This window comes from Paractinoplanes rishiriensis (assembly GCF_016862375.1).
GTDB lineage: Bacteria > Actinomycetota > Actinomycetes > Mycobacteriales > Micromonosporaceae > Actinoplanes > Actinoplanes rishiriensis.
Genome location: NZ_BOMV01000007.1, coordinates 702,802 through 720,581, shown reverse-complemented (window position 1 = coordinate 720,581; position 17,780 = coordinate 702,802). Strand labels below are relative to the sequence as shown.

The 17,780-nt window shown below is 71.7% G+C and carries 17 protein-coding genes; 10 read left to right on the top strand and 7 right to left on the bottom strand.

Annotation, left to right across the window (positions count from 1 at the left end):
- Window positions 1–6: 6 nt before the first annotated feature.
- A complete protein-coding gene (locus Ari01nite_RS07225) occupies window positions 7–1,368 on the bottom strand; it encodes a serine hydrolase domain-containing protein (protein WP_203780246.1) in 1,362 nt (453 codons plus the stop codon).
- A 338-nt stretch (window positions 1,369–1,706) separates the two neighbouring features.
- Here Ari01nite_RS07225 and Ari01nite_RS07220 point away from each other — a divergent pair, with 338 nt between their 5' ends.
- From Ari01nite_RS07220 to rocD, 4 genes are all read left to right on the top strand, one after another.
- Window positions 1,707–2,309, top strand: coding sequence for an ATP-dependent Clp protease proteolytic subunit (locus tag Ari01nite_RS07220; protein ID WP_203780245.1), 603 nt, complete (start codon window positions 1,707–1,709; stop codon window positions 2,307–2,309).
- A 118-nt stretch (window positions 2,310–2,427) separates the two neighbouring features.
- Entirely contained in the window at window positions 2,428–3,027 is a 600-nt protein-coding gene (locus tag Ari01nite_RS07215; RefSeq protein WP_203780244.1) for a hypothetical protein, read from the top strand.
- Between the two features lie 257 nt (window positions 3,028–3,284).
- Window positions 3,285–4,091 carry a dimethylargininase gene (gene ddaH, locus Ari01nite_RS07210; protein WP_203780243.1) on the top strand — a complete coding sequence of 269 codons (807 nt, stop codon included), beginning with the start codon at window positions 3,285–3,287 and terminating at the stop codon, window positions 4,089–4,091.
- Window positions 4,088–5,302 carry an ornithine--oxo-acid transaminase gene (gene rocD / locus Ari01nite_RS07205; RefSeq protein WP_203780242.1) on the top strand — a complete coding sequence of 405 codons (1,215 nt, stop codon included), beginning with the start codon at window positions 4,088–4,090 and terminating at the stop codon, window positions 5,300–5,302. The genes ddaH and rocD overlap by 4 nt, the downstream gene beginning before the upstream one ends.
- 17 nt (window positions 5,303–5,319) lie before the next feature.
- Here rocD and Ari01nite_RS07200 read toward each other — a convergent pair whose 3' ends face one another.
- Window positions 5,320–6,474, bottom strand: a complete 1,155-nt coding sequence (locus Ari01nite_RS07200) for an FHA domain-containing protein (RefSeq protein ID WP_203780241.1) — start codon at window positions 6,472–6,474, stop codon at window positions 5,320–5,322.
- Between the two features lie 177 nt (window positions 6,475–6,651).
- Between Ari01nite_RS07200 and Ari01nite_RS07195 the strand changes: the two genes are divergently transcribed.
- Entirely contained in the window at window positions 6,652–7,437 is a 786-nt protein-coding gene (locus Ari01nite_RS07195) for a hypothetical protein (RefSeq protein ID WP_203780240.1), read from the top strand.
- Here Ari01nite_RS07195 and Ari01nite_RS07190 read toward each other — a convergent pair.
- Window positions 7,434–8,495: a 1-acyl-sn-glycerol-3-phosphate acyltransferase gene (locus tag Ari01nite_RS07190; RefSeq protein ID WP_203780239.1), complete on the bottom strand. Its 1,062-nt coding sequence runs from the start codon at window positions 8,493–8,495 to the stop codon at window positions 7,434–7,436. The two genes, Ari01nite_RS07195 and Ari01nite_RS07190, sit on opposite strands and share 4 nt — an antisense overlap.
- Window positions 8,495–9,343, bottom strand: coding sequence for a patatin-like phospholipase family protein (locus Ari01nite_RS07185; protein ID WP_203780238.1), 849 nt, complete (start codon window positions 9,341–9,343; stop codon window positions 8,495–8,497). Before Ari01nite_RS07185 ends, Ari01nite_RS07190 begins: the two co-directional genes overlap by 1 nt.
- Window positions 9,344–9,410: 67 nt before the next feature.
- Between Ari01nite_RS07185 and Ari01nite_RS07180 the strand changes: the two genes are divergently transcribed.
- The 3 genes from Ari01nite_RS07180 to Ari01nite_RS07170 all read left to right on the top strand — a co-directional run bounded on the left by Ari01nite_RS07180 (window position 9,411) and on the right by Ari01nite_RS07170 (window position 12,492).
- A complete protein-coding gene (locus Ari01nite_RS07180) occupies window positions 9,411–10,235 on the top strand; it encodes an Fpg/Nei family DNA glycosylase (RefSeq protein ID WP_203780237.1) in 825 nt (274 codons plus the stop codon).
- 90 nt (window positions 10,236–10,325) lie between these two features.
- Complete coding sequence (locus tag Ari01nite_RS07175; RefSeq protein WP_203780236.1) at window positions 10,326–11,123, top strand: ATP-binding protein; 798 nt, start codon at window positions 10,326–10,328, stop codon at window positions 11,121–11,123.
- Window positions 11,116–12,492, top strand: coding sequence for an ATPase domain-containing protein (locus Ari01nite_RS07170; RefSeq protein ID WP_203780235.1), 1,377 nt, complete (start codon window positions 11,116–11,118; stop codon window positions 12,490–12,492). The genes Ari01nite_RS07175 and Ari01nite_RS07170 overlap by 8 nt, the downstream gene beginning before the upstream one ends.
- Here Ari01nite_RS07170 and Ari01nite_RS07165 read toward each other — a convergent pair.
- The 3 genes from Ari01nite_RS07165 to Ari01nite_RS07155 all read right to left on the bottom strand — a co-directional run bounded on the left by Ari01nite_RS07165 (window position 12,489) and on the right by Ari01nite_RS07155 (window position 16,663).
- The gene (locus tag Ari01nite_RS07165; RefSeq protein ID WP_239162527.1) at window positions 12,489–13,931 is read right to left on the bottom strand and encodes a polysaccharide deacetylase family protein; all 1,443 of its coding nucleotides are present in this window, start codon (window positions 13,929–13,931) and stop codon (window positions 12,489–12,491) included. The two genes, Ari01nite_RS07170 and Ari01nite_RS07165, sit on opposite strands and share 4 nt — an antisense overlap.
- 131 nt (window positions 13,932–14,062) lie before the next feature.
- The gene (locus Ari01nite_RS07160) at window positions 14,063–15,433 is read right to left on the bottom strand and encodes an FAD-dependent oxidoreductase (RefSeq protein ID WP_203780234.1); all 1,371 of its coding nucleotides are present in this window, start codon (window positions 15,431–15,433) and stop codon (window positions 14,063–14,065) included.
- A 72-nt stretch (window positions 15,434–15,505) separates the two neighbouring features.
- Window positions 15,506–16,663: a carboxylate-amine ligase gene (locus Ari01nite_RS07155; RefSeq protein ID WP_203780233.1), complete on the bottom strand. Its 1,158-nt coding sequence runs from the start codon at window positions 16,661–16,663 to the stop codon at window positions 15,506–15,508.
- A 70-nt stretch (window positions 16,664–16,733) separates the two neighbouring features.
- Between Ari01nite_RS07155 and Ari01nite_RS07150 the strand changes: the two genes are divergently transcribed.
- Together Ari01nite_RS07150 and Ari01nite_RS07145 are read left to right on the top strand one after the other, a co-directional pair.
- Complete coding sequence (locus tag Ari01nite_RS07150; protein ID WP_203780232.1) at window positions 16,734–17,003, top strand: DUF6412 domain-containing protein; 270 nt, start codon at window positions 16,734–16,736, stop codon at window positions 17,001–17,003.
- Between the two features lie 80 nt (window positions 17,004–17,083).
- Entirely contained in the window at window positions 17,084–17,704 is a 621-nt protein-coding gene (locus Ari01nite_RS07145) for a YidC/Oxa1 family membrane protein insertase (RefSeq protein ID WP_203780231.1), read from the top strand.
- The last annotated feature ends 76 nt before the right edge of the window (window positions 17,705–17,780 follow it).

Genomic DNA, 17,780 nt, shown 5'->3' with positions numbered 1-17,780 from the left:
CGCCGCTCAGCCGGCCGCGATGACGTTGTGCACGGCCTTGCGGTGGGTGTCGGGATCGGACCAGGACCAGTTCGGGTGGGCCCGGTTGGTGAGCAGCACCACGACCTGCCGCCGGGACGGTACGACCAGCAACGACGTACCGCTGAACCCGGTGTGCCCGAAGCTGGTGGCAGCCGCCAGCCGGCCCATGAACCAGGACTGGTTCATCTCGACACCCAGGCCGTGGTCGGCCGAGCGGCCCGGCCGCTCGGAGTCGATGGCCGGCTTGCCCTTGTTGACGTTGGTCAGCATCTTGTTGACCGTGGCCGCGGAAAGGATCCGCCGGCCGTTGTAGGTGCCGCCGTTGAGCAGCATCTGGCCGACCACCGCGACGTCGGCCGCGCTGGCGAAGACGCCGGCGTGGCCGGCCACGCCGCCGAGGACGTTGCAGACGTCGTCGTGCACGGTGCCGCGCAGCAGACCGCGTGAGGTGCGCGCGTCGGTGGCCACCAGGCGCTGCTTGTCACCGACCCAGTTGAGCGGCTGGAAGCCGGTGTCCTTGAGCCCGAGCGGGGTGGTGATGTTGTCCCGCAGCGCCTTGTCGAGCGTCTTGCCGGTGAGCTTTTCGACCAGCCGGCCGAGCACCATGAGACCGACGCTCGAGTAGCGGAACGTGGTGCCCGGCACGCCGCCGCTGATCAGCTTGGTGCTCAACACGGACTGCCAGCGCGCGGTGTTGCTGGCGAGTCCGGTGACCTTGGCGCCGACCGGCAGCGCGCTGGTGTGCGCCAGCAGCATCTCGACGGTGATCTTGCCTTTGCCGGTGCCGGTGAAGTCGGGCAGGTACCGCTGCACCGGCGCGCCGAGCTCGATCTTGCCCTGGTCGAGCAGCTGGAGCGTGAGGATGGTGGTGTACACCTTGGTGATCGAGGCCAGGTCGAAGATCGAGTTGGTCCGCATGGCGACGCGCTTGGCGGCCGGCAGGTCGACCGGACCAGCTTGGTACCGCAGCGCGTGCCCGACCGCGGCGCTGAACTGCGTCTCGCCGTCCTGAAGCACCAGCGCGACCGCGCCCGCGTACCCCGGATGTCTGGGGTTGTCGCCGGTCGGCTTCAGATACTTGGTCAGCGTGCTCTGGAGCTTGACGGCGTACGGCGCATTGCCCGCCGGCGCCGCGGCGGCCGAGGCCGGACCGGCACCCGCCGAACCCGGCGCGGACGGCTGCACCGACCGGGCGGCGCCGCTCGGCGCGTCCAGCGGCTGCCCGGTGGTGACCGGCTCGGCCCAGGTGGGCGCCGCGTCCGTGGCCGAGCCGCGGTTGCAGCCGGTGAGCAGGGCGGCGGTGGCGGCGAGTCCGGTGCTCAGGACCGCGCGGCGCGGGAGATTCACCGCGCGATGATGTCACGGCCGGGCCGTTCCGGGCAGATCCGTACCTAGGGTGGGTGCCATGCGATCGTCGGTGCGTGGGTTGTTCCGCCCAGGACGAGCAGGACGGCGTGAGCCCGTTAGCCGCGTCGTGGGACCCCCGACGAGGTGGAAACTTTCCACGGCCTTGAGCTCCACGGCGCGGGCGACGGCAGCGGGCGGTTCACGGTGGACACCATCACTGGCTAGCTCGCCTTCACCGCCACGGCGGTCACCTTCGCAACGAGCGGTTATGCCCACAGCTGATTCGCCCACAGGGGAATCGCTAAGCTCGGCGGGTGGGTCTGAGGAAAGCTGGGGACATGAGTGTTGATGAGCTGACGATGCGCAGCAACGGTGCCTCGTTCGACGACCAGGTCTTCGAGCGGCTGCTGCGGGAACGCATCATCTTTCTCGGCAGTGAGGTGAACGACGAGGTCACCAACCGGATCTGTGCCCAGATGCTGCTGCTGGCGTCGAACGACAGCCAACGGGACATCGCCCTCTACATCAACTCGCCGGGCGGCTCGATCAGCGCCGGCATGGCGGTGTACGACACGATGCAGTACATCAAGAACGACGTGGCCACCATCGCGCTCGGGATGGCCGCCTCGATGGGGCAGTTCCTGCTCTGCGCCGGCGCGCCCGGCAAGCGGTATGCGCTGCCGCACGCCCGGGTGATGATGCACCAGCTGTCCGGCGGCATCGGCGGCACCGCGGCCGACATCGCGATCCAGGCCGAGAGCATGCTGCACGTCAAGCACGTGATGAACGAGCGGATCGCCTACCACACCGGGCACACCGCCGAGGAGATTGAGCGGGACGCCGACCGGGACCGCTGGTTCACCGCCGAGCAGGCCCGCGAGTACGGCATCGTCGACCACGTCATCCACCGGGTCAGCGACGTGCCGGCGCTGCCGGGCTGATCCGGTTTCGACCTCCCGCTCTCGGGGCACCCGGCGTCGGCCGTGTGCCCCGTTGTGTGCGGGGCGGGCGATCGGGGTATAGCCGGTGGCATCCCCCAATCGTCAAGGAGGTGCTGACGTGAGAATCCCGACGTTCTCCCGCCAGACCGAGCCCGCAACCGCGGAGGCGGAACGCCCGGCCACGGGCACCGCCACGGCGACCAACACCGCGCCCGTGCGCCCGAGGCACGACCGCGACGACACCACCGAGGTCCGCCCGGCGCCCACGGCGACCGAGCGGCCACTGCCGCCCCCGCCGCCCCGCGCGGTGGCCGATACCGACAAGACGGACACCGGCCGGGCCGACTCTGGCAAGACCGTGGTCACCGATCGCACCCCGGCCGCCGCCGGGCCCAAGCCGCGGGCCAGCCTGCTCGCGACCCTCGGCCTGATCCTGGCCGTCGTCTCGATCCTGCTGGTGCTGTCCGGGCCGCTGCTCGGCTACGGCATCGGGGTGGCCGTGGTGGCGCTGATCCTGTCGCTGAGCGGCATCCACGCCACCGGCAAGCGGCACGTGGCCGGCAAGTCCGACGCCCTGATCGGCATGGTCGTCTCGCTCGGCGCCATCGTGCTGGGCGTGCTCGCGCTGACCGGTTCGCTGTACTGGCTCGGCACCGACGTGCAGCCGGTAAACAACCTGCGTGAGTGGCTTGATACACAGTTTGTGGACCGTTTCTGAGGGTAGATCGTATTCGTGCCCGGCGATGCGCCGGACACAAAACGGAACCGGGGCGGCTCCAGGGTTGTCCCGCCCCGAAACTCTCCGGCGGTGCGCCGGATCGCATGACCTCGTCCGGGGGTGGCTCAGCGTCGAGCCACCCCCGGACGGTCGTGTGCAACGAATCGCCGTGACCTGCGCAGACAACGCAAGGATCGAACGCGGCGCGCACGGTTGAACCATGGGTGCTTGCGGAAGCCGCGCCTAGCGTTGCTGGCATGACGTTCTCCGCGACGCCGCGCCGATATTTGATGTGCCGCCCCACCCATTTCGCGGTCACGTACCGGATCAACCCGTGGATGGATCCCACGGCTCCCTACGACAACGCGCTCGCCATCTCCCAGTGGGAGACGCTCCGGCAGACCTACCTCGACCTGGGCCACACCGTCGAGCTGATCGAGCCGCTGCCCGGACTGCCCGACATGGTCTTCGCCGCGAACGGCGCCACCATGGTCGACGGCCGGGTGCTGGGGGTGCAGTTCCGCGACGCCGAGCGGGCCGACGAGGCCCCGGCGTACGCCGCCTGGTTCACCGAGCGGGGTTACCCGGTGAGCATGCCCAAGCACACCAACGAGGGCGAGGGCGACCTGCTGCTGGCCGGTGACATCATGCTGGCCGGCACCGGGTTCCGCACCGCGCACGCCGCGCACGCCGAGACCCAGGAGGCGCTCCAGCGGCCGGTGATCACGCTCCAGCTGGTCGATCCGGCGTACTACCACCTGGACACCGCGCTCTGCGTGCTGGACGACACCAACGTCGCGTACCTGCCCGAGGCGTTCTCGCCGGGCTCGCAGGCGGTGCTCCGCCAGCTGTATCCGCACGCCGTCCTCGCCGATCGGGCGGACGCTGCGGTGTTAGGCCTCAACGCGGTCAGCGACGGCCGTACCGTGGTGCTGCCGGTGCAGGCCACCCATCTGGCCGCCGCACTGCGCGAGGCCGGCTACCAGACCGTCGGGGTCGACGTCTCCGAGCTCCGCAAGGCCGGCGGGGGACCCAAGTGCTGCACGTTGGAGGTACGACCATGACCAGCGTCGACATGCGCACGTCCGGAGCGCTCGCGGACGCCGAGCGGTGGACCGCGCACAACTACCACCCGCTGCCGGTGGTGATCGCCGAGGGCGAGGGCTCCTGGGTGGTCGACATCGACGGCCGCCGCTACCTGGACTTCCTGGCCGGCTACTCGGCGCTGAACTTCGGCCACCGGCACCCGGGCCTGATCGCCGCGGCGCACGCCCAGCTCGACCGGGTGACCCTGACCAGCCGGGCGTTCGTGCACGACCAGTTCGCGACGTTCTGCCGCGAGCTCGCCGAGCTCTGCGGCAAAGACCTGGTGCTGCCGATGAACACCGGCGCCGAGGCGGTGGAGACCGCGATCAAGGTGACCCGCAAGTGGGGTTACCAGGTCAAAGGCGTGGAGGCCGAACGCGCGGAGATCGTCGTGGCGGCCGACAACTTCCACGGGCGTACCACCACGATCGTCAGCTTCTCCACCGACCCCGACGCGCGTGCCGACTTCGGCCCGTACACCCCTGGTTTTGTGGTTGTGCCCTATGGCGACCTGGCGGCGCTCGCCGACGCGATCACGCCGAACACGGTGGCAGTGCTGATGGAACCGATCCAGGGCGAGGCCGGCGTGCTGGTGCCGCCGGAGGGCTACTTCGCCGGGGTGCGGGCGCTCTGCGACGACCACAACGTGCTGTTCGTGGCCGACGAGATCCAGTCCGGGCTGGGCCGCACCGGCCGCACCTTCGCCATCGAGCACGAGGGCGTGGTGCCCGACATGTACGTGCTCGGCAAGGCGCTGGGCGGCGGCATCGTGCCGGTGTCGGCGGTCGCGGCGGACCGGGCCGTGCTGGGCGTGCTGCGTCCCGGCGAGCACGGCTCGACGTTCGGCGGCAACCCGCTGGCCTGCGCGGTCGGCACCGAGGTGGTCCGGCTGCTGGCCACCGGCGAGTACCAGCGCCGCTCGGCCCGGCTGGGCGAGCGGCTGCACGACGGGCTCACCGCGCTGGTCGGCCAGGGCCTGGTCGCGGTGCGCGGGCGCGGCTTGTGGGCCGGCATCGACATCGACCCGGCCCTGATGAGCGGCCGCGAGGCGTGCGAGCGCCTGGCCGACCGGGGCGTGCTGGCCAAGGACACCCACGGCTCCACCATCCGGCTGGCCCCGCCGCTGGTGGTCACCGCGGACGAGCTGGACCACGCCCTGATCCAGCTGGCGGCGATCCTGCGGCCATAGCCACCGGTTGAACTTCGTTACCGGTTGAACTTCCGGAGGGCCATCGTCGGAGCCTCACCCATCACCGAGCCGGGCTGAGTGAGGCCGCCGGTGGCCCACAGCTTGGACCGGCCCACGTTCACCCCGCCGTACAACTCCACCACGTCGTTCGCGGCCAGCGGCCGGCTCTCGTTGCGGTTGAGCGTGACGCGCTCGTCGTCGTCCTCGGAGCCGCCCGGCCGGATGCCGGTGCCGTTGGTGCTGACGTCCTGGGCCAGCAGGCTGCCGTCCTCGCGCAGGATGAGCTTCACGTGGCCGCGGCTGATCCACTTACGGGCGTCCTCGGTGAGCCACTGGCCCAGCATGATGCCCTTGCCGCCCTCGGGAGCCCGGCCGACCACCACCGGTTCCTCGGTGGAGACCACGAAGCGCTGCCGGACCACGCCGTCGATGCGTACCGACAGCACCTCGACCGCCGGGCGCGGACCGGCGTCGCGCAGCTTGGCGCCGTGCCGCGGGCAGCTGGGCGCGCCGGCCCGCAGGGCCGGCGGCGGCTGGGCCACCGGGCTGGTGAACGTGCGCATGTCGGCGAACGGGCTGTCCGGGTCGCCGCCGGAGCCGAAGCTCGTGCAGTTGGATTCGGGGCAGCTCCACACCCGGGTCAGCAGCCGCTCGCCGGTCGGGGTGCGCTCGATCTGCTTGGCCGGGTCGCCCCGGCCCACCCGGGAGACCAGCACCGGCTGGCCGCCGTCGCCGGCGATCGCGGCCAGCAGCCGGCCCGGCTCGTCCACCCAGGGGCGGCGGCTGCGGAACTGCTCGCCGCGGGTGCGGGTGAGCACCGGCAGCCCGAGCAGCTCGGCCACCTCGTAGATCCGGTCGTCCAGCTGGGGCACCACCTCGACCTTGCCGTCGTCGGCCCAGCGCCGGATCACCATCCGCTCGTTCGAGGTGAGGTCGGTGTCGGAGAGCAGGCCCCGCTGGGCGACCACGTAGACCGGCACGTTCTCCTCGGTCAGGTACCGGCTGAGCGCGTCGACGACCAGGCCGAGCCGCACCGAGCTGGCCGGCCGGCCGCCGTCGAGGTCGGCGTAGCGCACGATCTCGGACAGGTCGACCACCGCGCGAGCCAGCGCCGGGTCGGTGGTGAGCCGGGCCTCGATGGCGTCGAGGACCTTACTGACCTCGAATCTCACGGATCCTCCTGGTGTTATGCCTCCGGTCATCATGCCGCGTCCGCACCGGCACCGGTGGCGTCGGGTCGGTACGCCGGCCCGCCGTGTCCCGAGGTGTCCGTTTGCCCGCCGGAGCCACCGGGAATTGAAGTCGGTCAGCCGGCGTCACCCGGGACGCCGATGGCAGGGAGGACGGACATGCGGACACCACGGCTCGCCGGCCTGGCGATAGCGACCATGGCCACCGGCGCGCTCGCGCTGGCCGGCTGCGAGAGCGGAGCCGTCGTCACCCCGGCGGCCACCGCGCCGGCGCCGGCCGGCTCGGCAAGTTCGGCCGCGGCCGACCCGGCGGCGGTCGAGGCGCTCTCCCGGGCGACGGCACAGCTGGGCACCACCAGCTTCAAGATCACTGCGACCGCCGGTGCGGGCTTCAAGCTGACCGGCGAGGTCGACCCGCCGAACGGCAACGGCACCGCCCAGCTCACCGCTACCGGGCCGAACGCCGAGGTCAACATCAAGACGCTGCTGCTCGGTCAGGACCTCTACGCACAGGTGCCGGGCATCACCAAGGCCGGCACCTGGACCCACGTCGACGTGTCCCGGCTGCCCGAGGGCGCCAACGTCGGCCTGCGCCCCGGCCAGATCGACCCGGTGAACACCGCCAACCTGCTCGGTTCGGCCACCGACGTGCACCAGACCGGCGGCAACAGCTACGCCGGCTCGATCGACCTGACCAAGGCGGTCGGCCTGGCCGGCCTGAGCCAGGTGACGATCGACGGGTACGGCGCGGCCGCCTCGAAGGTGCCGTTCACCGCGGGCCTGGACGCGCAGGGCCGGCTGTCGGCGCTCACCGTCACGGTGCCGCAGGGCGACGCGATCGAGGTCCTCTACACCGACTACGGCGCGCCGGTGACCGTCACCAAGCCGGCCGCCTCCGAAATCACCGAGGCTCCGGACAGCTTCTACAACTCGCTCGGCTCCTAGGGCCTGCCCTGGACCGACGACCGGCGGGCCGTCCAGTCCGTGCTCAACGGATGGGCGGCCGGCCGGTGTTCCTCGATCCAGGCGTCGATCCGGGCCCACCAGTCGTAGAGCCAGGCCACCCGCTCCTCCTCGCCGGCCGGGATCTCCTCGGGCGGAACGCTCCAGAACCGCATGATCAGCTGCTTGTCCATCGGCAGTTCCCGCCACACGTCGCCGACCGTGAGCATCCGGTCGAGGCCGGTGTGCGCCACGAAGATCACCCCCGCGTCCGGGGCCGCGTCGATCGCCGCGGACAGCCCGGCCGGTTTCGGCGGCAGCAGGTTGCGCAGGCCCTCCGCGCGTTCGGCCATGTCGGCCAGGCCCCGGGCGCGCAGCCGGGCGATCGCCCGGGTCCGCCGGCGCGGGGTGAAGTTGCCGCCCTCCGGGAAGATCACGAACGCGTCGTTGTGGTCGAGACCGGTGGCCAGGTCGCCGATCTCGCCCTCGAGCGTGTCGGTGCCGGTGCGGCCGGGCGAGATGAAGCGGTTCGGCAGGCGGTTGAGGAGTACGTCCACCGCCGGGTCCCACTGAAGGGCGGCCTTGAGCACGATCCGCGGCTCGCGTTCGAACCAGTTGACCAGGCTGTGGATCAGGATGAAGGAGTCGCCCGGCCCGGCGTGCCGGCTCACCACGATCTCCGGACGGCCCGGCATGCCGGTGTCCGGGTCGGTGCCCACCACGTCCACGGTCAGGTGCAGCGACCAGCGGGCCAGCCAGAACAGCACCCGCAGGAACCGGCCGGTGAGCACGTAGTGGGCCCGCTGGAAGGCGGGCGTACGGATCCGCCAGCCGAACCCGGACGCCACCCAGAGCACGGCCAGCGCGATCAGCGCGGCGGCGTCCCAGACCAGGTAGACGATCGCGAGGAAGACCAGCCGGGGCACCCGCAGATGGCCGGAGACCAGCGGCGACGCGGCCAGCGCCAGCAGCAGCCAGATCGGCAGCGTGGTGACCAGCAGGACGGCGAGCAGCACCACGGCGGGCGCGATGACCAGCCGGCGGACCCAGATGGGCGGCATCAGTGGCCGCCCGGCAGCGGATGCACGTTGGCGGCCAGATAGCGCCGGGAGGCGGTGTAGGCCCGGCTGATCCGCCGGCCCACCGCGGCCATGTCCCGGTATGCCCAGGGGCTGTCGTCGCGGCCTTCACCGCCGCCGGTCGGAAGCACATGCACACGACAATCGTCCGGGAGCGAGGCAACCTCCCGGGCGAACCGGTGTCTGCGGGCGATCTCGAACGCCACCTGGGCCACCTCCCACGGCCGGCGGGGCACGGTGAGCGGGCGCTCGATCCGCCCCACCTGGAGCACGAAGATCAGTCTGGCACCGATTCGCACCGCTTCACCGATCGGAATCGAATTGACGATGCCACCGTCCACATAGTGCTCGCCGGAGATCTCCATCGGCGGCAGCAGTCCGGGCACCGCCGACGAGGCGAGCACGGCGTCGACCAGCGGCCCACTGTCGAACCAGTGCTCGGCGGCCCGCTCGATGCTGGCGGCGCAGCACCGGAACGGAACTTTCAGGTCGGCGAACGAGGTCTGCTCGCCCAACTCGCCCTCGAGCAGCCGGCGCAGCGGCCGGGGCGAATGCAGGTGGGTCCGCGCCGCGAACCGCCGCACCTGCCGCCCGATCGAGTCGCCGTACACGCTCGCCGCCTCGGGTGACGTCCAGAGCCGCACCAGCCGCTCGGTGACCGCCTCACTGGGGTCGGCCGCCACCAGTGCACCGTTGACCGCCCCGATCGACGTACCGACCACCAGATCCGGCTTGAACCCGGCCCGGAACAGCGCCCGCAGCATCCCCACCTCGACGGCACCGAGCACCCCGCCACCACCGAGCACGAACGCCACCGGACCGTTGACCATGGGCCCATCGTGGCACGGTCACCCGATCGGCGAGCGTCGAGGCGAGTACTGACTATCGTTGCCTCCCATGCCCGAGGGACACACCATTCACCGGCTTGCGGCGCGGCATCGAGAGCTGTTCGCGGGGCGGCGCCTCGTGGCCGAGAGCCCGCAGGGGCGGTTTGCGGCCGGGGCCGGGCTGGTCGGCGGGCGGCTGTTGCGGGACACCGAGGCGTACGGGAAACACCTGCTGCACCACTATGACGGTGCGCTCAGTGTGCATGTCCACCTCGGACTTTACGGAAAGTTCAGCGACGGGGAGCGGCCCGAGCCGGAGCCCGTCGGGCAGGTGCGGATGCGGCTGCTCAGCGACACGCACTGGCTCGACCTGCGCGGCCCGACCGCGTGTGAGGTGTTCGACCCGGTGCAGGCGCAGCGGCTCCGGGACCGGCTGGGTGCCGACCCGTTGCGCGACGACGCCGAGCCGCTGGTCGCGTACGGTCGGGTGCGCACCAGCACCAAGCCGGTCTTCGCGCTGCTGATGGACCAGTCGATCGTGGCCGGGTGCGGGCTCATCTACGCGAACGAGGTGCTGTTCCGCGCGGGGCTGGCGCCGACCACGCCGGGGCGGCTGATCGGCGTCGAGCAGTGGGACGAGTTGTGGGCCGACCTGCGCGCGCTGATGAAGGAGGGTGTCGTCCGTGGCCGGATCGACACCGTGCACACCGAGCACACGCCGGAGGCGATGCGGCGGGCGCCGCGGGTGGACCGGCACGGCGGTGAGGTGTACGTGTACCGGCGGCCGGGCCAGCCCTGCCTGGTGTGCGGCACCGAAGTCGCGCGCGGCCCGCTGGCCGGGCGCAACCTGTACTGGTGTCCGGCCTGCCAGCGGGATGCGCTACCTTCCGGGTGACTTGCGGGACCGATGCCCAACGGCCTCGCGGAGTGATGGCGCCCGGGTTACCGTTAGTGGTTGCCGGGAGGGCCGGAGGGAGGCCCAGTTATGTCTTTGTTGCCTGGTCCGGGGTCGAGTGAGCCGGTTGAGTATCTGTTTCCGGCAAGCCCCGAGGCGTTGCGCGACATCCGAGCCTTCGTCACCCGCCTGGCCCAGGAGGCGGGTTTCGCGGACCGGGAACGCGAACGGATCGTGCTGGTCACGCACGAGCTGTCGGCCAACGCGGTGGAGCACAGCGCCACCGACGTGGTCTGCGTGCGGTGGGAGGACACCGATCAGGGTCTGTGGATCACCGTGTCCGACGCGGGTGTCTTCGAGGTCGGCGGGGGAGTCGGTGACCGCGGGCGTGGCCTGCGGATCGTCCTCGGCCTGGCCGACGAGGTCACGATCCGGCCGGGCCGCCAGGGCGAGCACGGCACCATGGTCCGGCTGCGGGTGCCCGTCCACGCCGGGCGCGCACGGGCGGATGGTCCGGCGCAGCCTCGGGTGCTCATCGTCGACGGCGACCGGTTCGCCGGCCGCTCACTGTCGTCGTTCCTGGACGCCGAAGGCTACTCGACGGTGGTGACGGGATCGGCCGAGGCGGGCCGTGCCGCGGCGGCACGCCTGCCGCAGCTGGCGATCGTCGACCTGATGACCTCGCACGGGCTGACCGTCCAACTCTGCGAGGAGCTCACCCGGGCGGGAGTTCCGGTGCTGGCCATGTCGATCCTTCCACCGCCCGACGACCTTCGGTCGGGCCGGTTCCTGCGCAAGCCGGTGCATCCCTTGGCGGTGCTGGCCGCGGTGCGGCTGCTGACCGAGCCGTCGGCCACGGGCGTCGCCTCGGAGGCGCCCCGTGCCTGAACGACGGTTGGCGAGCGGGCAGGCCAGACTGGACGCGATCCTCGGCGGCGGTCTGATCAACCCGTCCATCGCCCTCATCGCGGGTCTGCCGGGCAGTGGCAAGACCGTGCTGGCGCAGCAGTACGCGTTCGCGAACGGGACCGAGCAACTCCCCGCGATCTACCTCAGTACCGTCGCGGAGCCGCTGAGCAAGATCCTGTACTTCGGCGAGGCACTGTCGTTCTTCGAGCCCGGCCGCGTCGGCCGGTCGGTGCAGTTCGAGGACCTCGGCGGCGAGCTCGACGACAACGGCCTGAAAGGCGTGCTCGACCGCATCGGCGGCATCGTCGAGCGGCAGCCGTGTGCGCTGTTGATCATCGACAGCTTCCGGGCGCTGCGCTACCGGGCGGTCGGCGAGCGGGAGTTCGAAGGCTTCGTCCATCAACTGGCCGGCCGGCTGGCCGCCACCGGCACGATGGCGCTGTGGCTCGGCGAATACCGGCGGGACGAGTTGGAGGGCTGCCCGGAGTTCGCCGTCGCGGACGCCGCAGTCCTGCTCGCTACCGAGGACGCCGGGCAGCGCGACAGCCGCGCCCTGCGGGTGCTGAAACTACGCGGCAGCGACTTCCGGTCCGGCAAACACGCCTACCGCATCGAAGCCGGCGGCATCAGGGTGTTCCCGCGGCTCAGCGACATCGACGCCGGCTCGTACGAGCTGGGTGGACGGCGGGCAACGTCGGGCATCGCGGCGTTGGACATGCTGGTCGGCGACGGCTACTGGCCCGGCTCCGCCACCCTGGTGGTCGGCCCGTCGGGGTCCGGCAAGACGGTGATGGGGCTGCAGTTCATCCACGGTGGGGCGGGCCTCGGTGAGCCCGGCGTGTTCGCCTCGATGCAGGAGAACCGCGTTCAGCTCGAACGGATGATCGGCGGATTCGGCTGGGACATCGACGAGCGGGTGGCCGTGCTGCGCTGCGACTCACCGAACGACATCTACATCGACGAGTGGTACTACGACCTCCTCGAGACCATCGCGTCGGCCGGTGCCCGCCGCTTGGTGATCGACAGCCTCGGCGACCTGGCGGCGGCCTGCCCCGACGAAAAACGGTTCCGGGAATTCGTCTACGCGTTGCTCAACCATTGTTCCCGGGCGGGCATCAGCGTCCTGCTCACGTTCGAGTCGGCCGAGCTGTACGGCCACACCAGCCTGTCCGAGCGCGGAGTGTCGCACCTGTCCGACAACGTGATCCTGCTCCAGTACCTGCGCAACGAGGCTCAGGTCGGGCGGGCACTGACCGTCCTGAAGACCCGGGCCAGCGGACACGTCCCGCAGCCCCATGCATTCGAGATCACCCCGGACGGCATCACCATCACGTCGTCCCTGGCTTAGCCCGCCTGGGGCGCCTTGGAGCCGGCCGCTGCGGTGCCCGCGTCCGGTGCCTTGGCCGGCGGCGCGGGCGTGGCCGAGCCGCTCGGCTCGGGGGTGTCCGGCGCGGACTCGCTCGGCGTCGGCTGCGGGTTGTCCGGGGTCTCGTCCGGCACCGGCTCGCCGGGGATGCCGAGGGTGAAGTTCGCGACCAGCCAGGGCAGCAGTTTCTCGTACGCGGTGATGGTGTCCGGCTGGTTGAAGTCGTGCGACAGCACGATCGAGCCGGGCCGCACCTGGCTGCGCACGTCGTTGACGATCCGGGCCACATGCTGGCGGCCGGTCTCGCCCTCGGGACGTTCCCAGTCGCGCGGGTCGACCTCCCAGTAGAGCGAGATCATCCCCTGCGACGCGGCGACGTCGACCAGCCGGTTGGTGAAGTTGCCGCCGGGCGCCCGGAAGAACGGCACCTCGACGCCGGGCGCGGCGGCCTGGATGGCGGCGTGGGTGCGGTTCAGGTCGGCGCGGATCTGGCCGGGGTTGTCCTTACCGATGGTCAGGCTGTGGTCCCAGGTGTGATTACACAGCGTGTGTCCGGCGGTGACGATCTGTCGTAGCACGTCGGGGTGCCGCTGGGCCTGCGCGCCGACCACGCAGAAGGTGGCCTTCACGTTGTACCTGGCGAGCAGGGCCAGGATCCGCGGGGTCTGCACGGGGTCCGGGCCGTCGTCGAAGGTGAGTGCGACCGCCCGGGTGCCGGTGGTGCGCAGCGAGTTGCCGGGGCCGGCCTTGCCCTCCGCCTCGGGCTGGGTGACCGGGGGCACCGCGGGCAGGGGCGCGGTGGCGCTCGGGGCCGGCGCCGGCGCGCCGCCCTCCCGGCCGCCGGTCTGCTCGCCGCCGGTCTGCTTGTCCTTGTCGCGATTCTTGCTCGCGGACTGCGCCTCGGCGGCGCGCTGCGCCGCCGCGTTGACGGCGTCCACCTGGTCCTGGGCGCCGCGGTCGTTGGGCAGCGCCACCAGCATCAGGCCGACCGCCACCAGCGACGCCAGCAGGACCTGCTGCCGCGTCTTGCCCATCAGCAGCCAGGACTCGATCGGCAGGGTGCCGGGTGCGCGGTGGCTGCCGGTGACCGGCGGGCGGGCGCCGCCGGCGCGGTGCGAGGCGGTGTGCCGGCCCGGCGTGCGGGTGGCGGTGGGGGTGCGGGTGGGCCCGCCGGCGGTGCGCTGGTGCCGGGAGGTCCGCTGCGCGGGTACGGCGATGCGCCACTCGCCGGACGCGGTGCCGCGGCGCTCGACCGGAACGGCGATGCGGCCCTCGGCCCCGAAGGAGTGCCGTGCTGGGCGCGTGTCCTCAGCCGGCATCTCCGGCCGACCGGTGCCGGCGAGCGATTCGGGGCGCCGGTGCCGGCCGCCGGCCTGGGCTTCCGACGCCGGGCTCGGATAGCGCAGAGCTTGCGGCGACATGCTGAATCTCTACCGTGTGGCAGCGCCCGGCGCGATACCAGATCGGTGATCTTCGGTGTACGGAATGTAGTTTCGCCTGTTCGCGCTCAGTAGCGAGTCGCCTACGAAATCGACCAAAGTCGACTGTGGCCTTACAAACTGGCGTGTACCGCCTCGGTCGCCTTGCGGGCCGCGATCAGCACCGGGTCCCACACCGGGGCGAACGGCGGCGCGTAGCTGAGGTCGAGCGCGGTCATCTCCTCGACGTTCATCCGGTTCCACACCGCCACCGCGAGCGCGTCGATCCGCTTGGCGGCCTCGGCCTTGCCGACGATCTGCGCACCCAGCAACGTGCCGGTGCGCCGCTCGGCGATCAGCTTGATGGTCATGGTCTCGGCGCCCGGGTAGTAGCCGGCCCGACTGGTCGACGCGACGGTCGCGGTCACGTACGCGAAGCCGGCGGAGTCTGCCTCCTTCGAGGTCAGTCCGGTGCGGGCCACCTCGAGGTCGCACACCTTGGTCACCGCGGTGCCGATCACGCCGGGGAACGTGGCATAGCCGCCGCCGATGTTGATGCCGGCCACCCGGCCCTGCTTGTTGGCGTGGGTGCCGAGCGGCACGTGCGCCGGCCGCCCGGTCAGCAGGTGCCGGGTCTCGACGCAGTCGCCGGCCGCCCAGACCCCGTCCACGCCCTCGACCCGCATCCGCAGGTCGGTGCGCAACCCGCCGGTGGCGCCGACCGGTAGGCCCGCCTGCTCGGCCAGCGCGCTGTTCGGGCGTACCCCCAAACCCAGCAGCACGATGTCAGCCGGCAGCGCGCCGCCCGGGGTGACCACCGCACGCACCCGGCCGCCCTCGGTGTCGATGCCCTCCACCGCGGCGCCGGTGCGCACCTCGATGCCCAGGCCCTCGATCGCCTGCCGGACCAGCGCGCCCATGTCCGGGTCGGCGGTCTTGGCCATCGGCTGGTCCGATTTCTCCAGCAGCGTCACCCGCAGGCCGCGGCGCACCATCGCCTCGGCCATCTCCACCCCGATGTAGCCGCCGCCGATCACCACGGCCCGCCGCGGCGCCGGGTCGCGGGCCAGCCACTCCTGGATCGCGGCACCGTCGTCCAGGGTCTGCACACCGAAGATGCCGGCACCCCGGTCGGTGGCCCAGTCCGGGGTGACCGGGCTCGCGCCCGCGGCGTACATCAAATGATCGAAGTGGGTTTTGACCTCGCCGCCGCCGTCGAGATCGCGCGCCACCACCTCGCGCCGGTCCAGGTCGATGCCGGTCACCTCGTGCCGGAGCCGCACCTGGATGCCGGCCTTGCGGTGCTCGTCGGGGGTGCGGGCCACCAGCGCGTCCCGCTCGGCGACCACACCGCCGATCCAGTATGGGATGCCGCAGGCCGAGTACGACGTGAAGTGGCCGCGCTCGAACGCGACGATCTCCAGCACGTCCCGGCCGAGCCGCTTGCGGGCCTGCGAGGCCGCCGACATGCCGGCCGCGTCCCCGCCGATGATGACCAGTCGCATCCGGCGCAACCCCTGCCTCTCGTGCCGGATCTCAGGCTACTTCGTAGGCTTCGTCCTCGGTGGCCGATCCGGTCACTCGTCGCCGCGGGTGGCCCGGGCCAGCCAGTCCACCACGTCGGCGACGTTGCCCTGCTGGGCCAGCACGGCGCGCTGGCGGGCGGCGCCGGTGCCCCGGCTGCGCAGGCGTCCCATCAGGACGGTGGCCGTGTCGAGGTCGCCGTGCCGCTCCAACTCGGGACGCACGTAGTCGAACAGCTGGCGCATCAGCCGCCAGGCCGGGCGCGGCTCGCGGGTGGCCATGTCGATGTTGACGCCCTCCAGGCCGTCGTGCGCGGCCCGCCAGTGCGCGGCGACCAGCAGCGGGTCGGGCACCCGGGGCGCCGGCACGCCGTCCCGGACGTCGCTCACCAGGGTGGCGACCAGGGCCCGGGTCAGCGCCGCGAGCAGCATGGTGTCGTCCAGGCCGGGCATCACGTCGCCCATCCGGATCTCGACGGTGGGGTAGCGCGCGGAGAGCCGGGCGTACCAGTAGAGCATCCCCTCGTCGAGCATGGCGCCGCTCGCCTCGAGGTCGGACACCAGGGTCAGATACTGGTCGTGCGACTCCAGGTAGGGCGTGGGCCCGACGGTGGGCCAGCGCTCCCACATCACCGAGCGCCAACTGGCGTAGCCGGTGTCCCGGCCGCCGAAGAACGGCGAGTTCGCGGTGGCCGCCTGCAGGATCGGCAGCCAGGGGCGCAGGTGATTGAGCACGTGTACGCCGCACTCGGCGTCGTCGATGCTGACGTGCACATGGGTGCCGCACAGTCCCTGGCCGGGGGAGAGGTCGCCGAACCGCTCGCGCATCCGGTGGTAGCGCGGCGTGTCGACGAGGCGGGCCACCGGGCCGGCGGCCGGGCCGGTGCCGACGGCCAGCAGCCGGGCACCCGCGCGCTCGGCCGCGGCCGACACCTCGGCGCGCAGGTCGCGCATGGCCGCGTGCAGGCCGCTCAGCTCCAGCTGGGGCGGGCTGGCCACCTCGATCTGGCTGCGCAGGTATTCGTGCTGCACCGACTCGCGCAGTGCGGCCGGGATCTCGGCCAGCACGTCGTCGACCGTCTCGGTGGCGCGCGGCTCGGTCGCGTCGAAGAGCAGGTACTCCTCCTCGACGCCGAGCGTGAACAGTTCCTGCGACTCGGCCTCGGCGGCCAGCGCTTCGGAGATCGTGGTTCCACCAACAGCCGCATCCATGCGCAGCCATTACCCGGCAGGGCGATTCGGAAAACGAACGATCGTTGCATCCGGCGGCTAGCGTGGCCGCATGGTGCTGTGGGGTTTCTGGGTGCTGGCCGCCCTGCTGGACCCGGCACAGCAGAGCCCCGCGACCCTCGCGCTGGGTCTCACGGTGCTGGCGGCCGGGTTGCTGGTCGCCGCCGTTGTCGCGCTGCCGGTTCCGATCCCGGCGGCCGCTCCGGGCGTACGCGCGTTCGCGCGCCGGTCCCGCACGGCCGCACCCTCCCGCCTGCGCGACCCGGACGCCGCCGGCCGTCCGCGCCCCCGAGCCCCGGGTCTGTACCCCGCGGCCGCGTAGCCGCTCGCACCCCCTGGGCGCGAGCCTGCGCCGCCGCCTGATGAGTCCCTTTCGTCCGGACCTCAGTCAGGGGTATCACCATGTCCTTCTCCGCCGTAACCAATGCCGTCCACGCTGCCATCGAGGGCCTCGCGGCCCTGCTCGGCCCGGCCACCGGCTCGTTCGCCGTGGCCCTCGCCATCGTCGTGTTCACCGTGCTGGTCCGGCTGCTGATCAGCCCGCTCAGCTATCTGCAGGCCCGCGGCCAGCGCCGGGCACAGGCCCTGGCGCCGCAACTCGAGAAGTTGCGCGAGAAGCACCGCGAAGACCCGGCCCGGATGCTGTCCGAATCGTTCGCGCTGCAGCGGGCCAACGGCGCCGGGTTACTGGTCACGCTGCTGCCGGCGCTGGCGCAGGCGCCGTTCTTCATGATCATGTACCGGGTGGCGCTGGACCCGCCGGCCGGTGTGTTGTTCGGTGCGCCGCTCACCGCCCACCTGTGGGCCGCGCTGCCGATCTATGCCGTGCTGATCGCCGTCGCGTTGCTGCTGGCCCGGTGGACCGCGCGCCGCATGACGGCGTTGCGTTTCCTGCCCTATCTCACCGTTCCGGTCATCGCCTGGCTGCCGCTGGCCGGTGCCCTCTATCTGGTCACCTCCACTGCGTGTACCGCGGTGGAACACGCACTGTGGCGTCGCCCGGTACCAACGGGCAATCGTTGACGGCCAATATTGACTTTGCTTCGTAACGCGCGTGCAATCTTTCTCTGAGAGCGCTCTCACAGCTTTCTCGGCCCCC